The organism is Pseudomonas sp. A (assembly GCF_056270345.1).
Map to the genome: position 1 here is coordinate 4,429,902 of NZ_CM149873.1, position 21,362 is coordinate 4,451,263.

Annotated in this window: 20 protein-coding genes; 13 read left to right on the top strand and 7 right to left on the bottom strand. The window is 66.2% G+C overall.

Features of this window, described 5'->3' with window-relative positions:
• The first annotated feature begins 19 nt into the window (after positions 1-19).
• From AC0MAZ_RS19745 to AC0MAZ_RS19765, 5 genes are all read left to right on the top strand, one after another.
• Complete coding sequence (locus tag AC0MAZ_RS19745) at positions 20-1,966, top strand: DNA topoisomerase III (RefSeq protein ID WP_475858905.1); 1,947 nt, start codon at positions 20-22, stop codon at positions 1,964-1,966.
• Positions 1,967-2,122: 156 nt separating this feature from the next.
• The gene (locus tag AC0MAZ_RS19750; protein WP_475858906.1) at positions 2,123-3,412 is read left to right on the top strand and encodes an NAD(P)/FAD-dependent oxidoreductase; all 1,290 of its coding nucleotides are present in this window, start codon (positions 2,123-2,125) and stop codon (positions 3,410-3,412) included.
• Entirely contained in the window at positions 3,405-3,965 is a 561-nt protein-coding gene (locus AC0MAZ_RS19755; protein ID WP_475858907.1) for a helix-turn-helix domain-containing protein, read from the top strand. The genes AC0MAZ_RS19750 and AC0MAZ_RS19755 overlap by 8 nt, the downstream gene beginning before the upstream one ends.
• 10 nt (positions 3,966-3,975) lie before the next feature.
• Positions 3,976-5,328 carry a glutamine synthetase family protein gene (locus tag AC0MAZ_RS19760; RefSeq protein ID WP_475858908.1) on the top strand — a complete coding sequence of 451 codons (1,353 nt, stop codon included), beginning with the start codon at positions 3,976-3,978 and terminating at the stop codon, positions 5,326-5,328.
• A 197-nt stretch (positions 5,329-5,525) separates the two neighbouring features.
• A complete protein-coding gene (locus tag AC0MAZ_RS19765; protein WP_203652198.1) occupies positions 5,526-6,299 on the top strand; it encodes a TSUP family transporter in 774 nt (257 codons plus the stop codon).
• 848 nt (positions 6,300-7,147) lie between these two features.
• On the opposite strand, the gene nudC is transcribed toward AC0MAZ_RS19765, so the two are convergent.
• Together nudC and AC0MAZ_RS19775 are read right to left on the bottom strand one after the other, a co-directional pair.
• Positions 7,148-7,978 (bottom strand): NAD(+) diphosphatase, encoded by an 831-nt coding sequence (gene nudC, locus AC0MAZ_RS19770; RefSeq protein WP_203652196.1) that lies wholly within the window; start codon positions 7,976-7,978, stop codon positions 7,148-7,150.
• Between the two features lie 36 nt (positions 7,979-8,014).
• Entirely contained in the window at positions 8,015-8,827 is an 813-nt protein-coding gene (locus AC0MAZ_RS19775) for a crotonase/enoyl-CoA hydratase family protein (RefSeq protein WP_028692407.1), read from the bottom strand.
• Between the two features lie 151 nt (positions 8,828-8,978).
• On the opposite strand from AC0MAZ_RS19775, the gene nhaB reads away from it, so the two are divergent.
• The 4 genes from nhaB to AC0MAZ_RS19795 all read left to right on the top strand — a co-directional run bounded on the left by nhaB (position 8,979) and on the right by AC0MAZ_RS19795 (position 12,435).
• Entirely contained in the window at positions 8,979-10,481 is a 1,503-nt protein-coding gene (gene nhaB / locus AC0MAZ_RS19780) for a sodium/proton antiporter NhaB (RefSeq protein ID WP_475858909.1), read from the top strand.
• Positions 10,482-10,826: 345 nt separating this feature from the next.
• Positions 10,827-11,441 carry a dihydrofolate reductase family protein gene (locus tag AC0MAZ_RS19785; RefSeq protein WP_203652194.1) on the top strand — a complete coding sequence of 205 codons (615 nt, stop codon included), beginning with the start codon at positions 10,827-10,829 and terminating at the stop codon, positions 11,439-11,441.
• A 71-nt stretch (positions 11,442-11,512) separates the two neighbouring features.
• The gene (locus tag AC0MAZ_RS19790; protein ID WP_203652192.1) at positions 11,513-11,701 is read left to right on the top strand and encodes a GNAT family N-acetyltransferase; all 189 of its coding nucleotides are present in this window, start codon (positions 11,513-11,515) and stop codon (positions 11,699-11,701) included.
• A gap of 32 nt (positions 11,702-11,733) precedes the next feature.
• Positions 11,734-12,435 carry a YoaK family protein gene (locus AC0MAZ_RS19795; RefSeq protein ID WP_475858910.1) on the top strand — a complete coding sequence of 234 codons (702 nt, stop codon included), beginning with the start codon at positions 11,734-11,736 and terminating at the stop codon, positions 12,433-12,435.
• 301 nt (positions 12,436-12,736) lie between these two features.
• Here AC0MAZ_RS19795 and AC0MAZ_RS19800 read toward each other — a convergent pair whose 3' ends face one another.
• Positions 12,737-13,621, bottom strand: a complete 885-nt coding sequence (locus AC0MAZ_RS19800; protein WP_203652186.1) for an alpha/beta fold hydrolase — start codon at positions 13,619-13,621, stop codon at positions 12,737-12,739.
• Positions 13,618-14,688 carry a sugar phosphate isomerase/epimerase family protein gene (locus tag AC0MAZ_RS19805; RefSeq protein ID WP_203652185.1) on the bottom strand — a complete coding sequence of 357 codons (1,071 nt, stop codon included), beginning with the start codon at positions 14,686-14,688 and terminating at the stop codon, positions 13,618-13,620. The genes AC0MAZ_RS19800 and AC0MAZ_RS19805 overlap by 4 nt, the downstream gene beginning before the upstream one ends.
• A gap of 108 nt (positions 14,689-14,796) precedes the next feature.
• On the opposite strand from AC0MAZ_RS19805, the gene AC0MAZ_RS19810 reads away from it, so the two are divergent.
• Entirely contained in the window at positions 14,797-15,390 is a 594-nt protein-coding gene (locus AC0MAZ_RS19810) for a TetR/AcrR family transcriptional regulator (RefSeq protein ID WP_475858911.1), read from the top strand.
• Positions 15,391-15,594: 204 nt separating this feature from the next.
• The gene (locus tag AC0MAZ_RS19815) at positions 15,595-16,215 is read left to right on the top strand and encodes a TetR family transcriptional regulator C-terminal domain-containing protein (protein WP_475858912.1); all 621 of its coding nucleotides are present in this window, start codon (positions 15,595-15,597) and stop codon (positions 16,213-16,215) included.
• On the opposite strand, the gene AC0MAZ_RS19820 is transcribed toward AC0MAZ_RS19815, so the two are convergent.
• Positions 16,212-17,114: a LysR family transcriptional regulator gene (locus AC0MAZ_RS19820; protein WP_475858913.1), complete on the bottom strand. Its 903-nt coding sequence runs from the start codon at positions 17,112-17,114 to the stop codon at positions 16,212-16,214. The two genes, AC0MAZ_RS19815 and AC0MAZ_RS19820, sit on opposite strands and share 4 nt — an antisense overlap.
• A 90-nt stretch (positions 17,115-17,204) precedes the next feature.
• On the opposite strand from AC0MAZ_RS19820, the gene AC0MAZ_RS19825 reads away from it, so the two are divergent.
• Both AC0MAZ_RS19825 and AC0MAZ_RS19830 read left to right on the top strand, forming a co-directional pair.
• Positions 17,205-18,560 carry an MFS transporter gene (locus AC0MAZ_RS19825; RefSeq protein WP_475858914.1) on the top strand — a complete coding sequence of 452 codons (1,356 nt, stop codon included), beginning with the start codon at positions 17,205-17,207 and terminating at the stop codon, positions 18,558-18,560.
• A complete protein-coding gene (locus AC0MAZ_RS19830) occupies positions 18,553-18,954 on the top strand; it encodes a DUF4440 domain-containing protein (protein ID WP_475858915.1) in 402 nt (133 codons plus the stop codon). The genes AC0MAZ_RS19825 and AC0MAZ_RS19830 overlap by 8 nt, the downstream gene beginning before the upstream one ends.
• A 28-nt stretch (positions 18,955-18,982) precedes the next feature.
• Here the strand turns inward: AC0MAZ_RS19830 and surE are convergent, their stop codons facing one another.
• Together surE and AC0MAZ_RS19840 are read right to left on the bottom strand one after the other, a co-directional pair.
• Positions 18,983-19,744 (bottom strand): 5'/3'-nucleotidase SurE, encoded by a 762-nt coding sequence (gene surE, locus AC0MAZ_RS19835; protein WP_203652177.1) that lies wholly within the window; start codon positions 19,742-19,744, stop codon positions 18,983-18,985.
• 48 nt (positions 19,745-19,792) lie between these two features.
• The gene (locus AC0MAZ_RS19840) at positions 19,793-21,310 is read right to left on the bottom strand and encodes an FAD/NAD(P)-binding protein (RefSeq protein WP_203652175.1); all 1,518 of its coding nucleotides are present in this window, start codon (positions 21,308-21,310) and stop codon (positions 19,793-19,795) included.
• Positions 21,311-21,362 lie beyond the last annotated feature (52 nt).

Sequence of the window (21,362 nt, forward strand, 5' to 3'; positions counted from 1 at the left end):
GCGATCAAGCGTTTCGGCCATGCGCCTCTTCCTCTGCGAAAAACCCTCCCAGGCAAAAGACATCGCCAAGGTCCTCGGCGCCCAGCGTCGTGGCGACGGCTGCTGGCAAGGAACCGATGTCTGCGTGACCTGGTGCATCGGCCACCTGCTCGAGACCGCCCCGCCCGACAGCTACGACGAGCGTTACAAGCGCTGGACCCTCGAAGACCTGCCGATCATCCCGGAGAAGTGGAAGATGACGGTCAAGCCCAAGACCGCCAGCCAGTACAAGGCAGTCAAGCGTCTGCTCGGCGAGGCCCGCGAGCTGGTGATCGCCACCGACGCCGACCGCGAGGGCGAGATGATCGCCCGGGAGCTGGTCGAGCATTGCCGCTACCGGGGGCCGATCCAGCGCCTGTGGTTGTCAGCGCTGGACGATGCCTCGATCCGCAAGGCGCTCGGCCGCCTGCTGCCGGGCCAGGAGACCTTCAGCCTGTACCATTCGGCCCTCGGCCGCTCGCGCGCCGACTGGCTGATCGGCATGAACATGAGCCGCCTGTTCACCCTGCTCGGCCGCCAGTCCGGCTACCAGGGCGTGCTGCCGGTGGGACGGGTGCAGACACCGACGCTGCGCCTGGTGGTGGACCGCGACCGCAGCATCGCCGACTTCGTGCCGGTGCCCTTCTGGGCCATCGAGGTGCAGCTGGAAAGCGCCGGCAGCGTGTTCAACGCCCAGTGGCGCGCGCCGGAAGACGCCTGCGACGACCAGGGCCGCTGCCTGAGGCAGGAGCTGGCCCAGCAGGCCGCCGCCGACATGCAGGCGGCCGCCAGCGCCCGGGTGCGCAAGATCGCCACCGAACGCGTGCGCGAGGCGGCGCCACTGCCCTTCGACCTCGGTACCCTGCAGGAGGTGTGCTCGAAGAAACTCGGCCTCGGCGCCCAGGAGACCCTGGACATCGCCCAGGCCCTGTACGAGACCCACAAGCTCATCACCTACCCACGCAGCGACAGCGGCTACCTGCCCCTCAGCCAGCACGGCGAGGCTGCCGGTATCCTCGCCGCCCTGCAACGGGCCGACAACAGCCTCGCGCCGCTGCGGGCGCACCTGGATCCAGGTCGCCGCTCGCGGGCGTGGAACGACCAGAAGGTCAGCGCCCACCACGGTATCATCCCCACCGCCGCCGCCAGCGACCCGGCGCGCCTGCCGCCCAAGTACAAGGCGGTGTATACCCTGATCCGCGCCCGCTACCTGGCGCAGTTCCTGCCCAACCACGAGTACGACCGCACCCAGGCCGAGTTCGATTGCGCCGGCCATGCGCTGCGGGCGGTGGGCAAGCAGATCGTCGAGCCGGGCTGGCGCCGGGCGCTGCCCGAGGCACTGACCCCGGCCAAGGGCCGCGAGGCGCCACCGGCCCAGGTGCTGCCAGCACTGCGCGAAGGCCAGGACTGCGCAGTGCGGGACCTGCAGCTGAAAGACCTGTGGACCCAGCCACCCAAGCCCTTCACCGAAGGCGACCTGATCAAGGCAATGAAGAACGTCGCCAAACTGGTCGACGACCCTCGACTTAAACAGAAGCTCAAGGAAACCACCGGCATCGGCACCGAGGCCACCCGCGCCAGCATCATCCAGGGCCTGCTCGACCGTGGCTATCTGGTCAAGAACGGCAAGGCCCTGTCGGCCACGCCCGCCGCCTTCAGCCTGATCGACGCCGTGCCTCGGGCCATCGCCGACCCTGGCACCACGGCGATCTGGGAACAGGCGCTGGACATGGTGCAGAGCGGCGAGATGAGCCTGGACGAGTTCGTCACCCGCCAGTCGGCCTGGATGGGCAAGCTGGTGCAACGCTGCAGCGGCCTGCGCCTGACCATCAGCGGGCCGGCAGCGGGCAAGGCGGCGGCGCCGTGGAAGAAGAAGCGCAAGGGTGCTGCCAAGGGCAAGACAGTAGCCGGCAAGCCCCGGCAGCCGCGGCGCAAGGCAGCGACCTAGCGCGTTCCAATCGCGGGGCAAGCCCGCTCCCACGCCGGTTTGTATTCGGCGCGTGGGAGCGGGCTTGCCTCGCGATGGCGCCATCTACTGGCGCAATGAAAATCCTCTGCTATTTTTTCATGAAAATAATCATAAAAAATTTCACGAGGCCCCGGCATGTTCAAGCAATCCGCCCAGCACGTCGCCAGCTACTACGCCCGCACCTACCCCGCCACCATCCCCCTGCGCCCCACCCTGCAGGGCGCCCATGACACCGACATCCTGATCGTCGGTGCCGGTTTCAGCGGCCTGCACACGGCCCTGCGCCTGACACTGGCCGGCCAGCGCGTGACCCTGCTGGAAGCCAGCCGGGTGGCCTGGGCCGCCTCGGGCCGCAACGGTGGCCAGGCACTGCTGGGCTGGTCGTGCGACATGCCCCCACTTGAGCGAGCCCTGGGCCTGGAGCGCAGCCGACGCCTGTGGGACAGCATGTGCTGGGCCGCCCGCGAGCTGCGCGAACTGCCCCAGCGTCATGGCTTCGATGTCGACTATCACCAGGGCAGCCTGTGGACCGCCGTGCTGCCACGCCGGGTAAAACTGCTGGAGGCGGCCCGACGCGAAGCACAGGAGAAGTTCGGCTACGACTGCCTGCGCCTGATCGGCCGCGACGAACTGCCCGAGTGGATCGACAGCCCCCGTTACCAGGCCGCGCTGTACGACCCCAATGGCGCCCACCTCAACCCGCTGAAGCTGGCCCAGGGCCTGGCTAGCGTGATCGAGGCGAACGGCGGGCGGATCTACGAGCAGAGCCAGGTGCTCGACTACCACGAACACGCCAACGGCTTCGTCGCCCGCACCGAACAGGGCGAAGTGCGCAGTCGCGTACTGGTGCTGGCCTGCAATGCCTATATCGACCGCCTCGACCGCACGCTCTCGCACCGGCTACTGCCGGTGGGCTCCTACCAGGTGGCCACGGCCCCCCTGGATGCCGAGTTCGCCGCCTCGTTGCTGCCGCGCAACAGCTGCGTGATCGACAACCAGTTCGTTCCCGACTACTTCCGCCTGACGCCCGACCACCGCCTGCTGTTCGGCGGCGGCTGCACCTACCTGGGCGGCATCCCCAAGGACGTCGCCAGCGCCACCCGCCCCTATCTGGAGCGAGCCTTTCCGCAGTTGCGTGGGGTGGCCATCGAACATGCCTGGGGCGGCCACATCGACTGCAGCATCCAGCGCACCCCGGATATCGGCCGTCAGGCCCAACGCTACTGGCTGCAAGGATTCTCCGGCCACGGCGTGCTGCCGACCCTGGCTGGCGCACTCGCCGTCAGTGACGCAATTCTGGGTGACGACGACCTGCTCGCGCTTTATCAGGGCATCGAAAATGGCCGCTTCCCCGGCGGCGACCTGCTGGCCGCGCCGCTGGAAGCGGCCGCCAAGGCCTGGTACAGGATGCGCGACCATGTCTGAACCGATCGACGACAACCAGGGCCTGGCGCGGCTGGTACGCGACCTGCGCAAGCACCGCGGGCTGACCCTGGACGAGCTGGCCGGTCGGGTCAAGCGCTCGCTGGGTTTTCTCTCCCAGGTCGAGCGCGGCCTGTCACGCCCCACGGTGGCCGACCTCACCGCCATCAGCGAGGCGCTGCAGGTCCCCACCACCTACTTCTACCAGACCGTGCCGCCCCGGGCGATCGACTGGGTCACCCGTCCCGGTGAGCGGCGCACCCTGTACTACGCCGCCGGGGTCACCGACGTGCTGGTCTCACCGACCCTCACCGGCCGCTTCGCCATGCTCGAAAGCCACCTGGCGCCCGGCGCCAGCAGTGGCGAAGGGCATCTGGATGACAGCTCGGAACAGGGCGGTTTCGTTCTCGAGGGCGAGCTGACCCTGTGGCTCGAAGGCCAGGAGGATGCGATCACCCTGTACCCCAACGACAGCTTCCAGCTGCCGCCCCACAGCCAGTTCCGTTACGCCAACCTGACCGCCCGAACGACCCGGGTTCTCTGGGTCTTCCGTTGAGAGCATGCCAATGACAAGTACAACAGGCTTCCCCGATCTGCTCAGCGAAGTACGCGCCTTCCGCGTCCAACACCCGCAGGTGCGCTACGTCGACCTGCTCAGCCTGGACATCCCTGGGCACTTCTACGGCAAGCGCTATCCCATCGACATGCTGGAAAAGGTAGCCGCCGGCAGCCCGCTCAAGTTGCCGCAGAACTGCGTGCTGCTCGGCGTGCAGGGCGGGCTGTTCCCCATCGGCGACTACTGCTTCAACGACGGCGACCCGGACGCCCCGCGCCGCCTGGTACCCGGCACGCTGAAACCGGTGAGCTGGGAGCGTGAGCCGCTGGGGCAGATGTTGATCACCTCGGACGGCACCGCGGCGCCTATCGAATTCGAGCCCCGCGAGGTGCTGGCCCGTGTCCTGCAACGCCTGGAGCGCCGGGGCATCCGCCCGGTGGTGGCGTTCGAACTGGAGTTCTACCTGTTCGACCGGGCGCTGAAAGAGGGCCTGCCGCAGTTCCCCCGCGACCCGGCCAGTGGCGATGCCGACGACCAGCCGAACATGCATATCGAGCGCCTGTCACGCTTTTCCGATGTGCTGCGCGAAATGGTCGAGACCGCCAACGCCCAGGGAGTGGACGCCAATGTCATCACCGCCGAGCTGGGCCCTGGCCAGTTCGAGATCAATTTCGGCCACTGCGACGACGGCCTGCGCGCCGCCGACTGGGCGGCGCTGTTCTGCCGCAGCACCCGTGGCGTGGCGCTAAAGCATGGGCTGCGTGCCTCGTTCATGAGCAAACCCTACCTGCACGCGCCGGGCAGCGGCATGCATGTGCATGTCAGCCTCTACGACCCGGCCGGCAACAACCTGCTCGCCGCCGACGCCCAGCGCCCGCTGCGCCACGCTGTGGCCGGCTGCCTGGCGCTGCTGCCGCACTGCATGCCGGTGTTCGCCGCCAACCACAACGCGTTTCGTCGCTACGGCGCCATGGTCAACGCCGCCAGCCGCGCAAGCTGGGGCTTCGAGGACCGCGACGCGTGCATCCGCATTCCCGAGTCGGATCCGCGCAACCTGCGGATCGAGCACCGGCTGGCCGGGGCGGATGCCAATCCGTATCTGGTACTGGCGGCGATCCTCTGCGGGATGGAGCATGGGCTGGACACCGCGCAGGAGCCGATTGCACCGCTGAACGAGGATCGTGGCAGCGGGATCGACTTTCCCAAGGACATGCTCGGCGCGGTGGCGGCGATGCGCGGGCATCCGGCCGTCAACGAAGGGTTGGGTGCGGAATTCGTGATGGTCTATTGCGAGAACAAGCGCCAGGACCATCTGGCGTTCCTGCAGGAGGTCAGTGCGCGGGAATATCGCTGGTTCCTGTAGGCACTGTTGCTGCCTCTTCGCGGGTAAACCCGCTCCCACAGGTGTTCCACTGAGCCAGAATCCAGTGCCGTACCTGTGGGAGCGGGTTTACCCGCGAAGAGGCTGGCACTGGAATCACGCGCCGCCCAGGATTACCATGCACCACCTCTAGCGCGGCCTTTTGCCGCACCCCGCCTTCCAGCCTGCGCACGCCACCCATGCCCTTCGAACTCACCGTAGAACCGCTCACCCTGCTGATCCTCGCCCTGGTCGCCTTCGTCGCTGGCTTCATCGACGCCATTGCCGGCGGCGGTGGCCTGCTGACCACTCCCGCGCTGCTCACCGCCGGCATGCCGCCGCACCTGGTGCTGGGCACCAACAAGCTCAGCTCGACCTTCGGCGCCGCTACTGCCAGCATCACCTACTATCGGCGCAAGCTGTTCCATCCGGCGCAGTGGCGCCTGGCGATCGTCGGCACCTTGGTGGGCGCGCTGATCGGCGCGGTGGTGGCCCACTACATGCCCGCCGAATGGCTGAACAAGATGTTGCCGGTGATCGTCTTCGCCTGTGGCGTCTACCTGCTGTTCGGCGGCACGCCCAAGGCGCCTCTGGACGCCGAGGCGCCGATCAGGAAGAAGTGGCAGTTCCCGCAAGGTTTCACCCTGGGCTTCTATGACGGCGTCGCCGGGCCGGGCACCGGTGCCTTCTGGACCGTTAGCACATTGCTGCTCTACCCGATCGACCTGGTTCGCGCCAGTGGCGTGGCGCGCAGCATGAACTTTGTCAGCAATATCGCGGCGCTTACGGTGTTCATCATTTCCGGGCAGGTGGATTACATCGTTGGGCTGTGCATGGGGGTGTCGGTGATGGTCGGGGCGTTCTTTGGGGCGCGTACGGCGATCAGCGGGGGGAGCAAGTTTATTCGGCCGGTGTTTATTGCCGTGGTGTTGGCGTTGACTGTGCGGTTGGCTTGGCAGCATTGGTTTGGGTAGGGGTCGGGCTTGGACTCTGGTGAGCGTTTTGATTTTTGTAAGCACATTCGTAGAAGATATCGACATTTAGTCACCTTTCCGCCTTTACGGCGGCCTACTTTTCTCTTGGGAAAAGTAGGCAAAACCGTTCCGCTCCGTTCATCCGGCCCCTACGCTGCGCTCCGGGGTCCCCTCGCTCCGTTCTTGCTCCCGGGAGGACCGCGCTGAACGCCCCATCCTGGGGCGCAGCGCTTGACGGCCATCCATGGCCGTCACCTCCCTCCGCAAGAACTCCGCTCGGCCTCCTGAAGTCGCAATTGGTGTTGCCTGGACTATCGCGCGCTTAGAAGCAAGAGCAAGAGCAAGAGCAAGAGGCGCGAAGTTAGTTGTTTTACCATTAGTTATGTATTGGCTGTTCCGGCCCTTTCGCGGGGCAAGCCCGCTCCTACAGGGTTATATATAACGACGACTATTGCGTGGGAGCGGGCTTGCCCCGCGATACGATCGAGAGATCAACTAAACTTTCAACTAGCGACAGCTGCGCCAGTTCAGGCGCCGCCCGTAACTTCGCGACTTCAGGAGGCCGAACGGAGGTCTTGCGGAGGGAGGTGACGGGCATGGATGCCCGTCAAGCGCTGGGGCCCAGGATGGGCCCTGCAGCGCGGTCCTCCCGGGAGCAAGGCCGGAGTGAGGGAACCCGGAGCGAAGCGGAGGGCCGGATGAACGGAGCGCAACGGCTTTGGTTACTTTGGCCAAGACCAAAGTAACCCGCCGTAAGGGCGGAAAGGTGAATAAGCGTCGACATCACAAATGAATGCGCATACAACTTCAAAAACCAACTGAAACGAACTAAAACCAACTAAAACAACTCAGGCAGACAACACCGGCTCAGGAAGCCCCAACCGCCGAGCAACATACAAATCAATCAGATACCGAGCAATCGACCGCCCCGCCGGCAAAGGCGGCAACTCATGCACATTGAACCACCGCGCATCCTCGATCTCATCCGCCTGCATGACAATCTCCCCCCCAGCATACTCGGCATGAAACCCCAGCATCATCGAATGCGGAAACGGCCAGCACTGGCTGCCAACGTACTGGATGTTCCTGACCTCCACCGCCACCTCTTCACGCACCTCGCGCACCAGGCAGTCCTCGGCCGACTCCCCAGGCTCCGCGAATCCCGCCAGGGTGCTATAGACCCCGGTGACAAAGCGCGGCGAACGGGCCAAAAGCACCTCGTCGCCACGAGTAATCAACACAATCATGCTCGGTGAAATCCGCGGATAGCTGCGCAAGTCGCACGGCTGGCAGTACATCGCCCGCTCCCAGCGAATCTGCGTCATGGCCTGCCCGCAACTGCCGCAGAAACGGTGCTCGCGAGCCCAGGTACCGATTTGCGCGGCGTACCCGAGTACCTTGTAGGTGTCGAAGTCGCCCTCAAGCATGAACCGGCGCAGCCCCTGCCAGTGACACCCCGGCACTTCACCGGCACCACGCAGCTCCAGCAGGAACACCGGCTGGCCATCAAAATGGCCGATACCATGCTCGCACAGCACATCAAGGTCCTGGCGCTTGAGCCAGTCGCGGGGAAACAGCGCGCCGTTGGCGTCCACCAGGAACCCCTCCGGGCTGCGGGCGACGGCCAGCCCCCCGGTGATCTGCGGGTCGAGTACTGCGGTTGTCCAGCGTGCTGACATGGTTCGGGTCCCTTGATGGCGCCCGCCTCTGTCCAGTCAGTCGGCGAACGTCGGTTGCTGTTTGCTCATGTGCGCGGCCATGGCCACGCGCAGGTCTTCGGACTGCAGCATGGCCGCGTTCCAGGTGGCGATGTACTCCAGGCCATCGTCGATGCGATGGTCGCGCATGTAGCTGATCATCTCCTTGGTGCCGGCCACGGCGATCGGCGATTTTGCGGCAATCTCGCGGGCGATGGCAAAGACCCCGTCGAGCAGCGCCGCCTGGTCATCATAGACGCGGTTGACCAGGCCGATGCGCAGCGCCTCCTGGGCATCGACCCGGCGGCCGGTGTAGGCCAGCTCGCGCATGATGCCGTCGCCGATGATACGCGGCAAACGTTGCAGGGTGCCGACATCGGCGGCCATGCCCATGTCGATCTCCTTGATCGAGAACTGCGCGTCAGCGGCGCAGTAGCGCATGTCGCAGGCCGAGACCATATCGATGGCGCCGCCGATGCAGTAGCCCTGGATCGCCGCCAGCACTGGCTTGCGGCAGTTGTCCACGGCGTTGAACGAGCCTTGCAGGCGCAGGATGGTGCGGCGCATCACCCGGGCGTTGCGGCCGACGTCCTTGCCCAGTTGCTGCGCCAGGGTGGCCAGCATCGTCAGGTCGATGCCGGAGGAGAAGTGCTTGCCGGCGCCACTGATGACCACCACGCGCACCGCGTCGGTATCGTCGATCCACTGGAAGATCTCGACCAGCTCTTCCCAGAAGGCGGCGTTCATCGCGTTGATCTTGTCCGGGCGGTTGATCTGCACGTGGGCGATGTTGTCGGTCAGTTCGACCTTGAACGCGGTGTATTCGGTCACGAGCGGCACTCCTGTGGGGAAAGGATTCACAACGCCGGATCTTAGCGCACCCGCAAGGCTGCACATGTGCCAAAAGCCGGACTGGATGACTTGCACCCCGAAGCCCGATGCGGCACCTTGCGCCACTGCTGAATCAAAAGGATACAAATTCATGTCCCGTTCCCTGACCGGTGCCCTCGCCCACGGCTTCCTGGGCCAGTCGCCGCGTTGGTACAAGGCCGTCATCTGCCTGTTCCTGGTCCTCAACCCGTTGCTGCTGGCGACCCTTGGCCCGGTGGTCACCGGCTGGGTGCTGGTGATCCAGTTCATCTTCACCTTGGGGATGGCGCTCAAGTGCTACCCGCTGATGCCCGGCGGCCTGCTGCTGGTCGAGGCGCTGCTGCTGCGCATGACCACGCCCGAGGCCCTGTACGAAGAGCTGCAGCACAACTTCCCGGTGATCCTGCTGCTGATGTTCATGGTCGCCGGCATTCACTTCATGAAGGAGCTGCTGCTGTATCTATTCTCGCGGATCCTGCTGGGGGTGCACTCCAAGGCGATACTGAGCCTGCTGTTCTGCGTGCTCTCGGCGTTTCTCTCGGCGTTCCTCGACGCCCTGACCGTGACCGCGGTGATCATCAGTGCCGCAGTGGGCTTCTACGCGGTGTACCACCGTGTCGCCTCGGGCACCAACCCACGGGAGGAGTCGGCGCTGGACAGCGATCACCAGGTCGAACAACTGCACCGTGACGACCTCGACCAGTTCCGCGCCTTCCTGCGCAGCCTGCTGATGCATGGCGCGGTGGGTACGGCGCTGGGCGGCGTGTGCACCCTGGTGGGCGAGCCGCAGAACCTGCTGATCGGTCATGAGATGGGTTGGCACTTCGCCGACTTCTTCCTCAAGGTCGCGCCGGTGTCGCTGCCGGTGCTGGCGGCGGGCCTGGTGACCTGCGTGCTGCTGGAGAAGCTGCGCCTGTTCGGCTACGGCACGCTGATGCCCGAACGCGTGCGCCAGGTGCTGGCCGCCTACGCCGCCGAGGACGACGCCGCGCGTACCCCGGCCCAGCGCGTCGCCCTGGTGGTGCAAGGCCTGGCCGCATTGATCCTGATCGTCTGCCTGGGCCTGCACATCGCCGAGGTCGGCCTGATCGGCCTGATGGTCATCGTGCTGATCACCGCCTTCACCGGCATCACCGACGAGCACCGCCTGGGCCGCGCGTTCCAGGACGCCATGCCGTTCACCGCGTTGCTGGTGGTGTTCTTCGCCGTGGTCGCGGTGATCCACCAGCAGCAGCTGTTCAGCCCGCTGATCGCCTGGGTGCTGGCCCTGCCCAGCGAGCAGCAGCCAGGCATGCTGTACCTGGCCAACGGCCTGCTGTCGGCGATCAGCGACAACGTGTTCGTCGCCACCATCTACATCACCGAGGTCAAGCAGGCGTTCGTCAATGGCGCGATGAGCCGCGAGCACTTCGAGACACTGGCGGTGGCGATCAACACCGGCACCAACCTGCCCAGCGTGGCCACGCCCAATGGCCAGGCGGCGTTCCTGTTCCTGCTGACCTCGGCGATCGCGCCGCTGGTGCGACTGTCCTATGGACGCATGGTGTGGATGGCCTTGCCCTACACCGTGGTCATGGGTGGCCTGGGCTGGTGGGCGGTGACCTACTGGCTGTAGTAGCCGCTCCTATGGAACTGAACATAACTCATTGATTTAGCAGGACCCTGTGGGAGCGGCTTTAGCCGCGAAGAATCCAACACCGTGCCTGGCACCGGCTGCGCCGGTGTTCGCGGGTGAACCCGCTCCCACAGGGCGCGCGGGCTACCCGCGAACTCAGTTCCCTGCGCGACAGCGCAGCCCCAAAGGGCTGGGCGATCTCCTACAGACGAACGCATATTCCGCCCCTGCTTTCTCTCCTCCCGTGCACCTACCCGTCGAACCCTGACTATCGTTCAGCACTGCTGTCGATTCTCGCCAACCCCGTTCGACTATCCAGCACACCCACCCGAGGAGACTCATCCCATGCGCAAGCTCATCGTCGCCGCCTTCATCACCCTCGATGGCGTCATGCAGGCCCCTGGCGGTCCGCAGGAGGACACCAGCGGCGGCTTCACCCATGGCGGCTGGATCCCGCCATTGGCGGACGAGGCCTTCGGCCAGGCCATGCAGACCTTGTTCAGCCAACCGTTCGAACTGCTGCTGGGGCGGCGCACCTATGACATCTTCGCCGGGTTCTGGCCAGAAGTCGGGCCCGATGCGCCGGATCGTCCATTGGCCGACCTGTTCAATGGCGTGGCCAAGCATGTCGCCACCCACCGCCCCGAATCCATCGACTGGCAAAACAGCCACCCGTTGGGCGCCGATGTGACGGGGGCAGTACGCACGCTCAAGCAACAGACCGGCCCGGCGCTGCTGACCCAGGGCAGCGGTGAACTGGTACGCCAGCTGCTGGCGGCCGGGCTGGTGGACGAGCTGCGCCTGTTGATCCATCCCTTGCTGCTGGGACGCGGCAAGCGCCTGTTCGGTGACGATGCACAGGCCGCGGCCTTCAAGCTGGTGGAATCGAACAGCACGCCCAATGGGGTACTGCTGGCGCATTACGTGCGTAGCGGCGAGGTGCAGACGGGATCGTTCTGAACCCGGTCAGTCGAGCAGGCGGGCGAATCCATGATGCCGTAGCCGAGCAGGGCCGGGGCATCGCCCGCAGGATGGTCGAACACCTCGAAGGCATCGCCCGGGCCGAAGGCCTGGAAACGGTCCATCTGGATGCCACCCTCAACGCCGCCGCGTTCTATCGCCGCTGCGGCTACGTCGGCGACGCGCTATCGACCTACCAGTCGCCCTTTGGCCTCGAACTGTCCTGCATCCCCATGCGCAAGGCCATGGCCCGGGTATAAGATCAGAGCCCCCTGCCCCGGAGACCCGTCCCATGCTGCCCACCGCTTCCTCCCAGCACAGTGCCCGCCGCGTTCGCTTGCAGGCCCTGCGCGGACGGGTCGGCCTGGGGCTGGTGGCCGGGCTGTCGGTGCTGGCCGGCATGACCGATGCCATCGGCCTGCTGGCGCTGGGCGACTTCGTCTCGTTCATGAGCGGCAACACCACGCGCCTGGCGGTTGCCATCAGCCAGGCTGACCTGGCGCTGATCCTGCGCCTGGCCCTGGCGATCCTCGGTTTCGTGCTGGGCAACACCCTGGGTGTCCTGCTGGCCCGGCGCCTGAACCGGCGCGCCGCGCCCTTGCTGCTGATCGTCGCCACCTTGCTGGCCTTCGCCGCTGTCTGGCCGGCGTCGATCACCTTCCCCGCACTGATCGCGGCCACCCTGGCCATGGGCATGCTCAATGCCGTGGTCGAGCAGGTGAACGGCCTGCCGATCGGCCTGACCTACGTCACCGGCGCGCTGTCGCGTTTCGGTCGTGGCCTTGGGCGCTGGATGCTGGGTGAGCGGCGCGATGGCTGGCGGGTGCAACTGGTGCCCTGGAGCGGCATGCTGCTGGGTGCCGCGCTCGGCGCCTGGCTGCAGCAGCGGCTCGGCTTGCAGGCGCTGGCGGCCAGTTGCGGCCTGGCCTGTCTGCTGGCGCTGGTGACGGTGTTCATTCCGCGGGCCTGGCAACTGGGCTACATGCCGCGCTAAGGACCGGGCCTTTCAAGGTCTTTAGGGGCCGGGCTTTTGACCGAGTGAGGGCCACCCAGTGTACGCCGTGACCCTTGCAGCGCCTATCAGATCGAGCGCCGCGCGGGCGGCGCTCGGTCTCGCAGGCTCTGCAACTCTAACGTCGAACACCCCAATACCGCCGAGGAAACCCGCCAACTGCAACTCGAAGCATTGCAGCGTCAGGGCCTGAACCTGGAGGAATACGAGCAGCGCAAACTGGCTGTGTCGCGCGCCGGCCGCCCGCAGGTGGTGACCGACGCCGCCAGGGCCAGGACCGCGATCAGCGGCTGAGCTCGACCTCCGCCAGGAACGCCAGCAGGTGCTCGTTGAACGACACCGGCGCTTCCTCCATCACGAAATGCCCGCAACCCGGCAGGATCACGCCGCGCACCGAGTCGGCGTGCCCCTGCATCGTCAGCAGTGGCGCATCGGCCGTGGCGTGCTCGGCACCGATCGCCAGCACCGGCATGGGCAGCGGACGCTTGGCCCGCTCGCGGTTCTGCCGGATGGTCTCGGGGATCGCCCGGTAATAGGCGAAGCCCGCCCGCATTCCGCCCGGCGAGGCGTAGGCGCGGATATAGACATCCGCCGCCACCGCGTGGCGGCGTACCGCCCAGCGATCGAACATGAAGTTGAGGTAACCCTCCTCACGCCCGGCGATCAGGAACTCCGGCAGGTCGCGCACCTGGTTGAACAGGAAATGCCAGAGGAAGATGTTCTCCTGCGGCGCCACGAAGATCGGCGGCGCCTCGGCCAGCCCGGGAATCACCGCCTCGGCCACCGTCAATGAACGGACCGCCTGCGGCAGGTCGCTGGCCATGGCATAGGCGACCCACATCCCCACGTCGTGGCCGACCAGGTGGTAGCGCTCATGCCCCAGTCGGGTCATGGCGGCGTGCAGCACGCGGGCGACGTTGCCGGTGTCGTAGCCCTGCTCGGGACGATCCGAATCCCCCAGGCCCGGCGGATCGATGGCGATGGCGCGAAAGCCGCGCGCGGCCAGGATCGGCAGCACATGGCGCCAGGCGTACCAGGTCTGCGGCCAGCCCGGTACCAATAGCACCGGCTCGCCCGCACCGGCCACGACGCAGTGCAGACGCTGGCCCTGTACCTGCACATAGACATGCTCGAAGGCATCGCCCAAGGACTCGACGGACAGGCTCATACCCGTACCTCCTTGTCGATGCCGAGCATGCGCTGGATCTGCCGGGCGTCGATCGGCGCGCCGGCGAAGTCATCGAACACCTGGTCGGTGACCTGGATGATATGGCGGTTGATGAACTCGACGCCTTCACGGGCGCCGTCCTCCTGGTTCTTCAGGCAGCATTCCCACTCCAGGGTTGCCCAGCCGGCGAAGTCGTATTGCGCCAGCTTGGAGAAAATCGCCTTGAAATCCACCTGGCCATCGCCCAGCGAGCGGAAGCGCCCGGCACGTTCGGTCCAGTCGCTGTAGCCACCGTACACACCCTGCCGGCCGCTCGGATTGAACTCGGCATCCTTGACGTGAAACATGCGGATCAACGGGTGGTAAAGGTCCAGGTAGGCCAGGTAGTCGAGCTGCTGCAGGACGAAATGGCTGGGGTCGAAGAGGATGCGGCAACGCGTGTGCTCCCCCACCAGGGCATGGAAGCGCTCGAAGCTGGTGCCGTCGTGCAGGTCCTCGGCCGGGTGGATCTCGAAGCACAGGTTGACGCCCTGCTCGTCACAGCAGTCGAGGATCGGCCGCCAGCGCCGCGCCAGTTCCTCGAAGGCGGCCTCGACCAGGCCCTGGGGACGCTGCGGGAACGGGAACAGGTAGGGCCAGGCCAGCGCGCCGGAGAACGTGCCCATATCGTCCAGCCCCAGGTTGCGGCTGGCCCGCGCCGCCAGCTTCATCTGTTCGATCGCCCAGGCGGTGCGCTGCGCCGGGTGTCCGGCCAGCGCGGCCGGGGCAAAGGCATCGCACATCGGATCGTAGGCCGGATGCACGGCGACCAGCTGGCCGATCATGTGGGTGGTCAGCTCGCTGACCTGCAAGCCGCGCTCGGCCAGTCGCCCCTTGATCTCATCGCAGTAGCCCGTGCTCTGCGCGGCCAGTTCCAGGTCGAACAGCCGGGCATCCCAGGCCGGTACCTGCAGCCCCTTGAAGCCAAGCCCCGCCGCCCAATCGGCAATACTGTCCAGGCTGTCGAACGGCGGTTTGTCGCTGCTGAACTGCGCGAGGTGCAGGCTGGGTCCCTTGAGTGTTCTCATGATGCGATCTCATTATTTGTCGATCGACAAACAATAGAATCGAACGACGCTTCCCGTCAATCGCAAATTGGCTAGAATGCGCGTTTTGCGTAATCAGGCAGACGAGCGATGGCAGGGCGACCTCGGGAATTCGACAAGCAACAGGCGCTGCGCAAGGCGATGCGGTTGTTCTGGGAGCATGGCTACGAGGGCACCTCGATGTCGGCCCTGGTATCCGCGCTGGGCATTGCCTCCGCACGGATCTACGCGGCCTTCGGCAGCAAGCAGCAACTGTTCGAGGAGGCCGTGGCTTTGTACGAGTCAGCCGAGGGCGGCTTCGCCGACCGCGCCCTGGCCCTGCCGGACATCCACCAGGCCCTGGCGCGGATGTTCGAGGACGCCATCAGCACCTACACCCGCGCCGACGAGCCCAGGGGCTGCCTGGTGGTCAGCGCCGCCAGCGGCGTGGCGCCGGACAACCTGGCCGTCCAGCAGTGGTTGTCCGGGCACCGCCGGCAACGCACCGAGTCGATCGTCGAGCGCCTGCGTCTGGCCCGTGAACAAGGGCAACTGCCGGCCGACACGCAGGTCGAGGCACTCGGCCACCTCTATGCCACCTTCCTCCACGGCATTTCCGTGCAGGCCCGCGACGGCGTACCCGCGCACGACCTGCGCAACGCAAGCCGCCAGGCATTGACCCTGCTGCCGAACAGCCAGGGCTGACGCGCTCACCTGTAGGAGCGGCCTCGTGCCGCGAAAGGGCTGCGTAGCGGCCCCAGGATTTCAGCTTCGCAGCCGAAATTGCCGGGGCCGCTCTGCGGCCCTTTCGCGGCACGAGGCCGCTCCTACAGGGATCGCGCACGGCCGTTTACCTCGGGCACGGCAAAGCTGTTAGCCTTGCCCTGTTCAGGTCACCACGGACAGCCCATGGCCAACCACAAGATCGAGATCCGCCGGCGCAACGTCGAGAAGATCCTGCAAGCCGCCGAGCAGGTGTTCGCCGACAAGGGCTACGGCGCCACTTCCATGGGCGATATCGCCGAACTGGCGCAACTGCCGCGCTCCAACCTGCACTACTACTTCAGCACCAAGGATGAACTGTACCGCGCCGTGCTGCAGGACCTGCTGGATGTATGGAAGCAGGACGCCCTGTGCTTCGAGCACTTCGACGACCCGCGGGTGGTGTTGACCAGCTACATCCGCGCCAAGATGGGACACTCGCGCTCAAGGCCGTTGGGCTCGAAGATCTGGGCCGAGGAGATGCTCCATGGCGCCCCGCTGCTCGGCGCCAGCCTGGACGACATCCTGGTGCCCTGGGCGCAGCTCAAGGAGGCGAAGATCCGCAGTTGGGTCGAGGACCGGCGCATCCTGCCGGTGGAGCCGTCGGCGCTGCTGTACATGATCTGGGCCGCGACCCAGCACTACGCCGACTTCGGTTACCAGGTCAGCCTGCTCAATGGCGGCGAGCCGCTATCCGACCTGGCGTTCGAGCAAGCGGTGCAGACCGTCACCGGCGTCATCCTGCGCGGTATCGGCCTGGAGCCTTAGCGCCCCAGGTGCTCGCACAGGAAGTCGATGAACACCCGGGTCTTGTGCGGCACATGGTTGCCGTTGGGGTAGACCACGCTGATCGGCTGCGCCGGCAGGCTGTAGTCCGGCAGCACCCGCCGCAACCTGCCGGCGCCCAGATCCTCCTCGACCAGCCAGGCAGGCAGCACCGCCACTCCCAGCGCGGCGCAGGCCATCGCGCGGATGGCGTGGGACGCATTGGACTGGTAGGCCGCCCTGCCCACCACGCTCGCGCTGCCCGTCCGCGCGCCGTGCAAGGTCCAGCTGGTCGGGCTGCGCAGGTTGCTGTTGGCGATCCAGGGCACATCTGCAAGGTCCGCGGGTTGGGCAATTACATGGCGGGCAAGAAACGCCGGTGAGGCCACCAGCAGAATGTCGTAGTCGGCCAGCTTGCGACTGCGCAGGTTCGAGTCTGTCAGGACACCGAGGCGCACCACCAGGTCGAGCCTTTCGGCAATCAGGTCGCTCAGCGACGAATCGGTCTCGTAACTGATCGACAGTGCCGGGTAACGCTCGGCAAACAACGGGATCAGCGGCAGGATGAAGCGCTCGCCGTACTCCCCGGTGGTGCTGATGCGCAGCCTGCCCGATACGCCGTTGTGTCGACGCAGCACACTGTCGAAGGCGCCCTCGACATCGCTGACGATCACCTTGAAATCGTCGTAGAAACCCTGGCCGGTTTCGGTCGGGGCGATGGCCCGGGTGCTGCGCGCCAGCAGCGTCACCCCCAGGGCCTGCTCCAGTGCCTTGACGTGCTGGCTGGCCATGGCTTTGCTGATGCCGAGAAAATCCGCCGCCTTGGTGAAGGAGCCGAAATCGACCACCGCCAGAAACGTCTGCACCCGGTTGAGCTGGGTGTGGAGGGCCGTGCGCGGCATTGTTCACTTCCATCAAACAGAGTTTCAAGGGTAGCGACATCGACAGGGACAGTCCACGGCACCTACGCTGCGCGCCGAAAAGGAGTGGCAATGACGTACCGGTATCGCGTGGCAACGATCTTCCTGATGGGCTTCTTCATCGACTGCATCAACCTGTTCATGCCGACCGTGGCGTTGCCGCGGATCGCGGCCGAGTTCGCCATTGGCAATGCCAGCAGCGCCTGGGTCGGCAATGCCTACATGCTCGGGCTGACCCTGGCCGTGCCGGTGAGCACCTGGCTGGCAAGCCGCTGGGGTGCGCGGCGGCTGCTGTGTGCCGCCATGCTGGGGTTCAGCGTGGCCGTGTGGGGCTGCGGCGAAGCCACAAGTTTCGCCGCGCTGATCACCTGGCGCCTGCTCCAGGGCATGGCCGGTGGTTTGCTGATCCCGGTGGGCCAGGCGCTGACCTTCGAGCGGTTCCAGGGCCCGGAGCGCGCCCGCGTGTCCACCCTGGTGATGGCCGTGGCGCTGCTGGCGCCGGCGCTGTCGCCCACGTTAGGCGGGATGATCGTCGACCATGGTCGCTGGCCGTGGGTCTTCCACTGCAACATTCCGCTGGCCCTGCTCACGGCGGCGCTGGCCTGGGCCTGGATTGACCAGACACCGGCCCCGGCAGCGCCGCGCCCGGACTTCAAGGGTTTGCTGCTGGTCAGCGCCGCCCTCGCCTGCCTGCTGCTGGGCCTGTCGCTGTACGGTGCCAGCCATGGCGTCGCACTGGCCATCGCCTGCCTGCTGGCCGGCTTGTCCTGCGCCCTGCTGTACCGCGCCCACTACCAACGCTCGGCCGGGGGCATCATCGAGCTGAAACTGCTCGGCAGCCCTCGCCTGCGGGTCTCGATGCAGGTCTACCATGCAATCCCCGGGGTGTTCACCGGGGTCAACCTGCTGAACATCTTCTACCTGCAGGATGTGCTGGGCCTGAACGCCCAGGCCACCGGCCTGTTCATGCTGGTCTACGCCGCCGGAGCCTTCGCCGCCATGCTGCTGGCCGGCCGCCTGTACAACCGCGTCGGTGCCGCCCGCCTGCTGCTGCTCGGCATGCTCCTGCACAGCCTGGGCATCGGCCTGCTGGTAATGGTCGACACGCCGACCGATAGCGCAGCACTGGTTGCGGCCTACGGCCTCATGGGCATCGGCGGCGGCATCGGTGCCAACACCGCCCAGACCACCGCGCTGCTCGACTTCAGCGGCGAGCGGATGCAGCAGGCCAGCGTGCTGTGGAACCTCAATCGGCAGATGGCTTTCAGTGTCGGCGCCGCCTTGCTGCTGATGATCTTCAACCTGTTGCTGGCAGGCCTGAATCCGCCCGCAGCCTATCACCTGACTTTCGCCCTGGCCGCGCTGCTGGGACTGCTGCCACTGCTCACACTGAACACACTACCCAAGGAGAACCACGCCCATGCCTGAACACGCGATTGCCCGCGCCGAACGCAGCATTCATCACGTCCACGAACTGATCCAGATGGTCTTCACTCGCCCGGTGGCCGAATCCCAGTCGGTGCTCGGTGGGCTGATGGCGGTGTTCGCCGATGATTTCAGCATGGTTGCCACGACAGGCACGCAGGTCACTCGCCAGCAGATCGAGCAGCTGTTCAAGGGGGCCGCCGGGACCAGGCCAGGCCTGCAGATCACCGTCAGCGATGTGCAAGTGGTGTGGCAGGCCGGGTTGAATGTGGCGGTGCGCTACAAGGAAACCCACCGTTCGCAGGGCATGGCGCAGGCGCGCTGGTCGCTGGCTTTGCTCGAATGCGGCGATCGCGGGGTGGTGTGGCGCTGCCTGCATGAAACCGCGATTGCCTAGGCGACTGCGCGTCTGCAGCCCCGGCCAATCAATCAGACATGGCTTGTTCTACAGCGCCATGGGTACGCTCGAACTGCAACGGCGTCACCGTCACGTGACCTCGTGCCAGTTCCGCCATTTCGCTGCCGGGCTCATCCTCGGTGCGGTGATTGTTCAGCTGCAACCAGTGGTACTCGAAGTGTCGCGGGTCGACCTCGGTACGCACCGAGACACTGTTCAACGGCCCGACACCCTGGCGCGTCACCTTCAACGGCCGGACGGCCTCCAGGGCACAATCAGGGAAGTTGACGTTGAGGCAGGCATCGGCCGGCCATGGCATGTCCAGCACACCGAGAATCACCTCGGGCGCCAGGTTCAGGCCGATGTCCCAGGGCACTGCGTCGCGGTCGCCATAGGCCTGGCTCAAGGCGATCGAACGTACCCCCAGCAGCAGCCCGGTCATCGCCGCGCCGACCGTTCCGGAGAATACGGTTTCAGTGCCCAGGTTCGCCCCACGGTTGATACCGGATAACACAAGGTCGGGCCTGGCATCCTTGAGCAGATGCCCCAGCGCCAGCGCCACGCAGTCACCCGGCGTGCCGGTGACGGCGAAGCGCCGCTCGCCATGGCTGCTCACCCGCAGCGGGGCGTGCAGGCTCAGCGAATGGGAAGTGCCGCTCTGGTCGCGGTGCGGCGCCACCACCCACACCTCCCTGGCCAGCCTGGCCGCCACCTGTTCCAGCACGGCCAGGCCGGGCGCGTCGATGCCATCGTCGTTGGTCAACAGAATGCGTTCGAATCGATAGGTCATGGTTCATCCTGTGAAGTTGCCGGTCAAAGGTGCCCCGGCAACGATAGCTCAGACATGCTCCTCCACACGCCCGATCGTGTGCACGCCCTGCTTCCAGTCGAGCCCATCGGCGCAGCTGGCGGCGTGGCGACCATTGATGTCCAACGCGGAGGTGAAGAAGAACTGGCCAACCGTCAGCTCGCCCACCGCATGAATCTGCCGGTTGCTGCCGGCCCGCCCCTGCACGCGATAGCTCGTCGGATCGATGCAGATCCCCCCCTGCGGGTGGCGGGTGACCGTGCCGTTTTCCAGCAGCGTGGCGAGCAACGGCGAGTCGAGCAGGTCGGCGTCGCGCGGAGAGCCGATGGCATGGATCAGCCGATCGTAGACATGGCGCCAGCCGCTGCCCTGCAGGACCACCCCGTCGCCGCCCTGCTGCGGCGCGGTGAATGGCCCGGCGACGAACTCCAGTTGGCCACTGCGCAGGTAGCTGAGGATCTTGCGCGCATTCTGCGCCGGGATGGAAACCCGATAGGCCATGAAGAAGCTGAAGTACTCGCGCAGGAAACGCGCCTGCGCGGCATCGTCCAGTGCTTGCCAGATGTCCTCGACGAACCCATTGGTGGCATAGAGGATCGCCTGCCAGGTCCGCGGTGAGCGGGCATGCTCGAGTTCAGCCTCGATGAAACCGGCGATGTCGGCCGGTGGCGCGGGCATGGGGATCACCGCGCTGGCCTTGCCCGGGTCCTGGAAGGCCAGCTCCTTGCGGAACAGGCCGACCAGGTCGCTGATCTGCAGGCGGCCGTTCTGCGCCACCAGCGCATGGAGGCCTTCGCGGGTGAGGTAGCGCAGCGTGACCGGCTCCTGGGTACCCCGCACCACGGGAAAGTAGCCACTGCGCGAATGCATGCGGATGGGGCCTCTATGCCCCCGCTCGATCAGGGCTATGACGGTGTCGATGGCGCTCAGCCGTGCGCCGACCACCGCCACCCGCTCGTGGGGCGCCACCACGCGCAGCAGGCGGGAAACCGGATACGGCGTATCCAGCACCCGCGGGTCGCCGGACGGCTCCGGCTTCTTGCCCAACGGTCCGCAACACAGCACGACCTTGCCGGTCGGCAGGCTGAGGCCGCAGCGGGTGCGCAGGGTTTCCACGCCATCGATCAGGTCGATGGCGCAGACCTCCGCGTGCAATTGCACCAACTGGCAACCCAGGGTCGCGCCGCGCAGCACGATCTGCTTGAGCTGATGCTGCAGGTAGATGCCGAACAGGGCCCGAGGCGCGAAACCGTCCGCCTCGGGACGAAAATCGGGGTACGCGCGGCGCCAGGCCTGCGGGCTCTGCTGCAACCACTGCAGGAAATGCCCGGGCAGATGCGGGTATGGCGTAATGAGGCCGGTCCTGGTGTTGAGCAGGTTGCTCTCCAGGTCGGCCTCGTAGGCCGCGCCGCGCCCGAAATCATCCCGCTTCTCGAACAGGTGGATGACGCCGGCCGGCGCGCTGCCGGCGGCCACGCGGTCCAGATGGCGTTGCAGGAAGGCGATGGCCGTCGCGCCGCAGCCGACGATTGCAAAGGTGTTTTTCATCAACGTGCGTCCCTCTCCAGTAATGCGTCCCTGTCCACGGATTGCGTTCCAG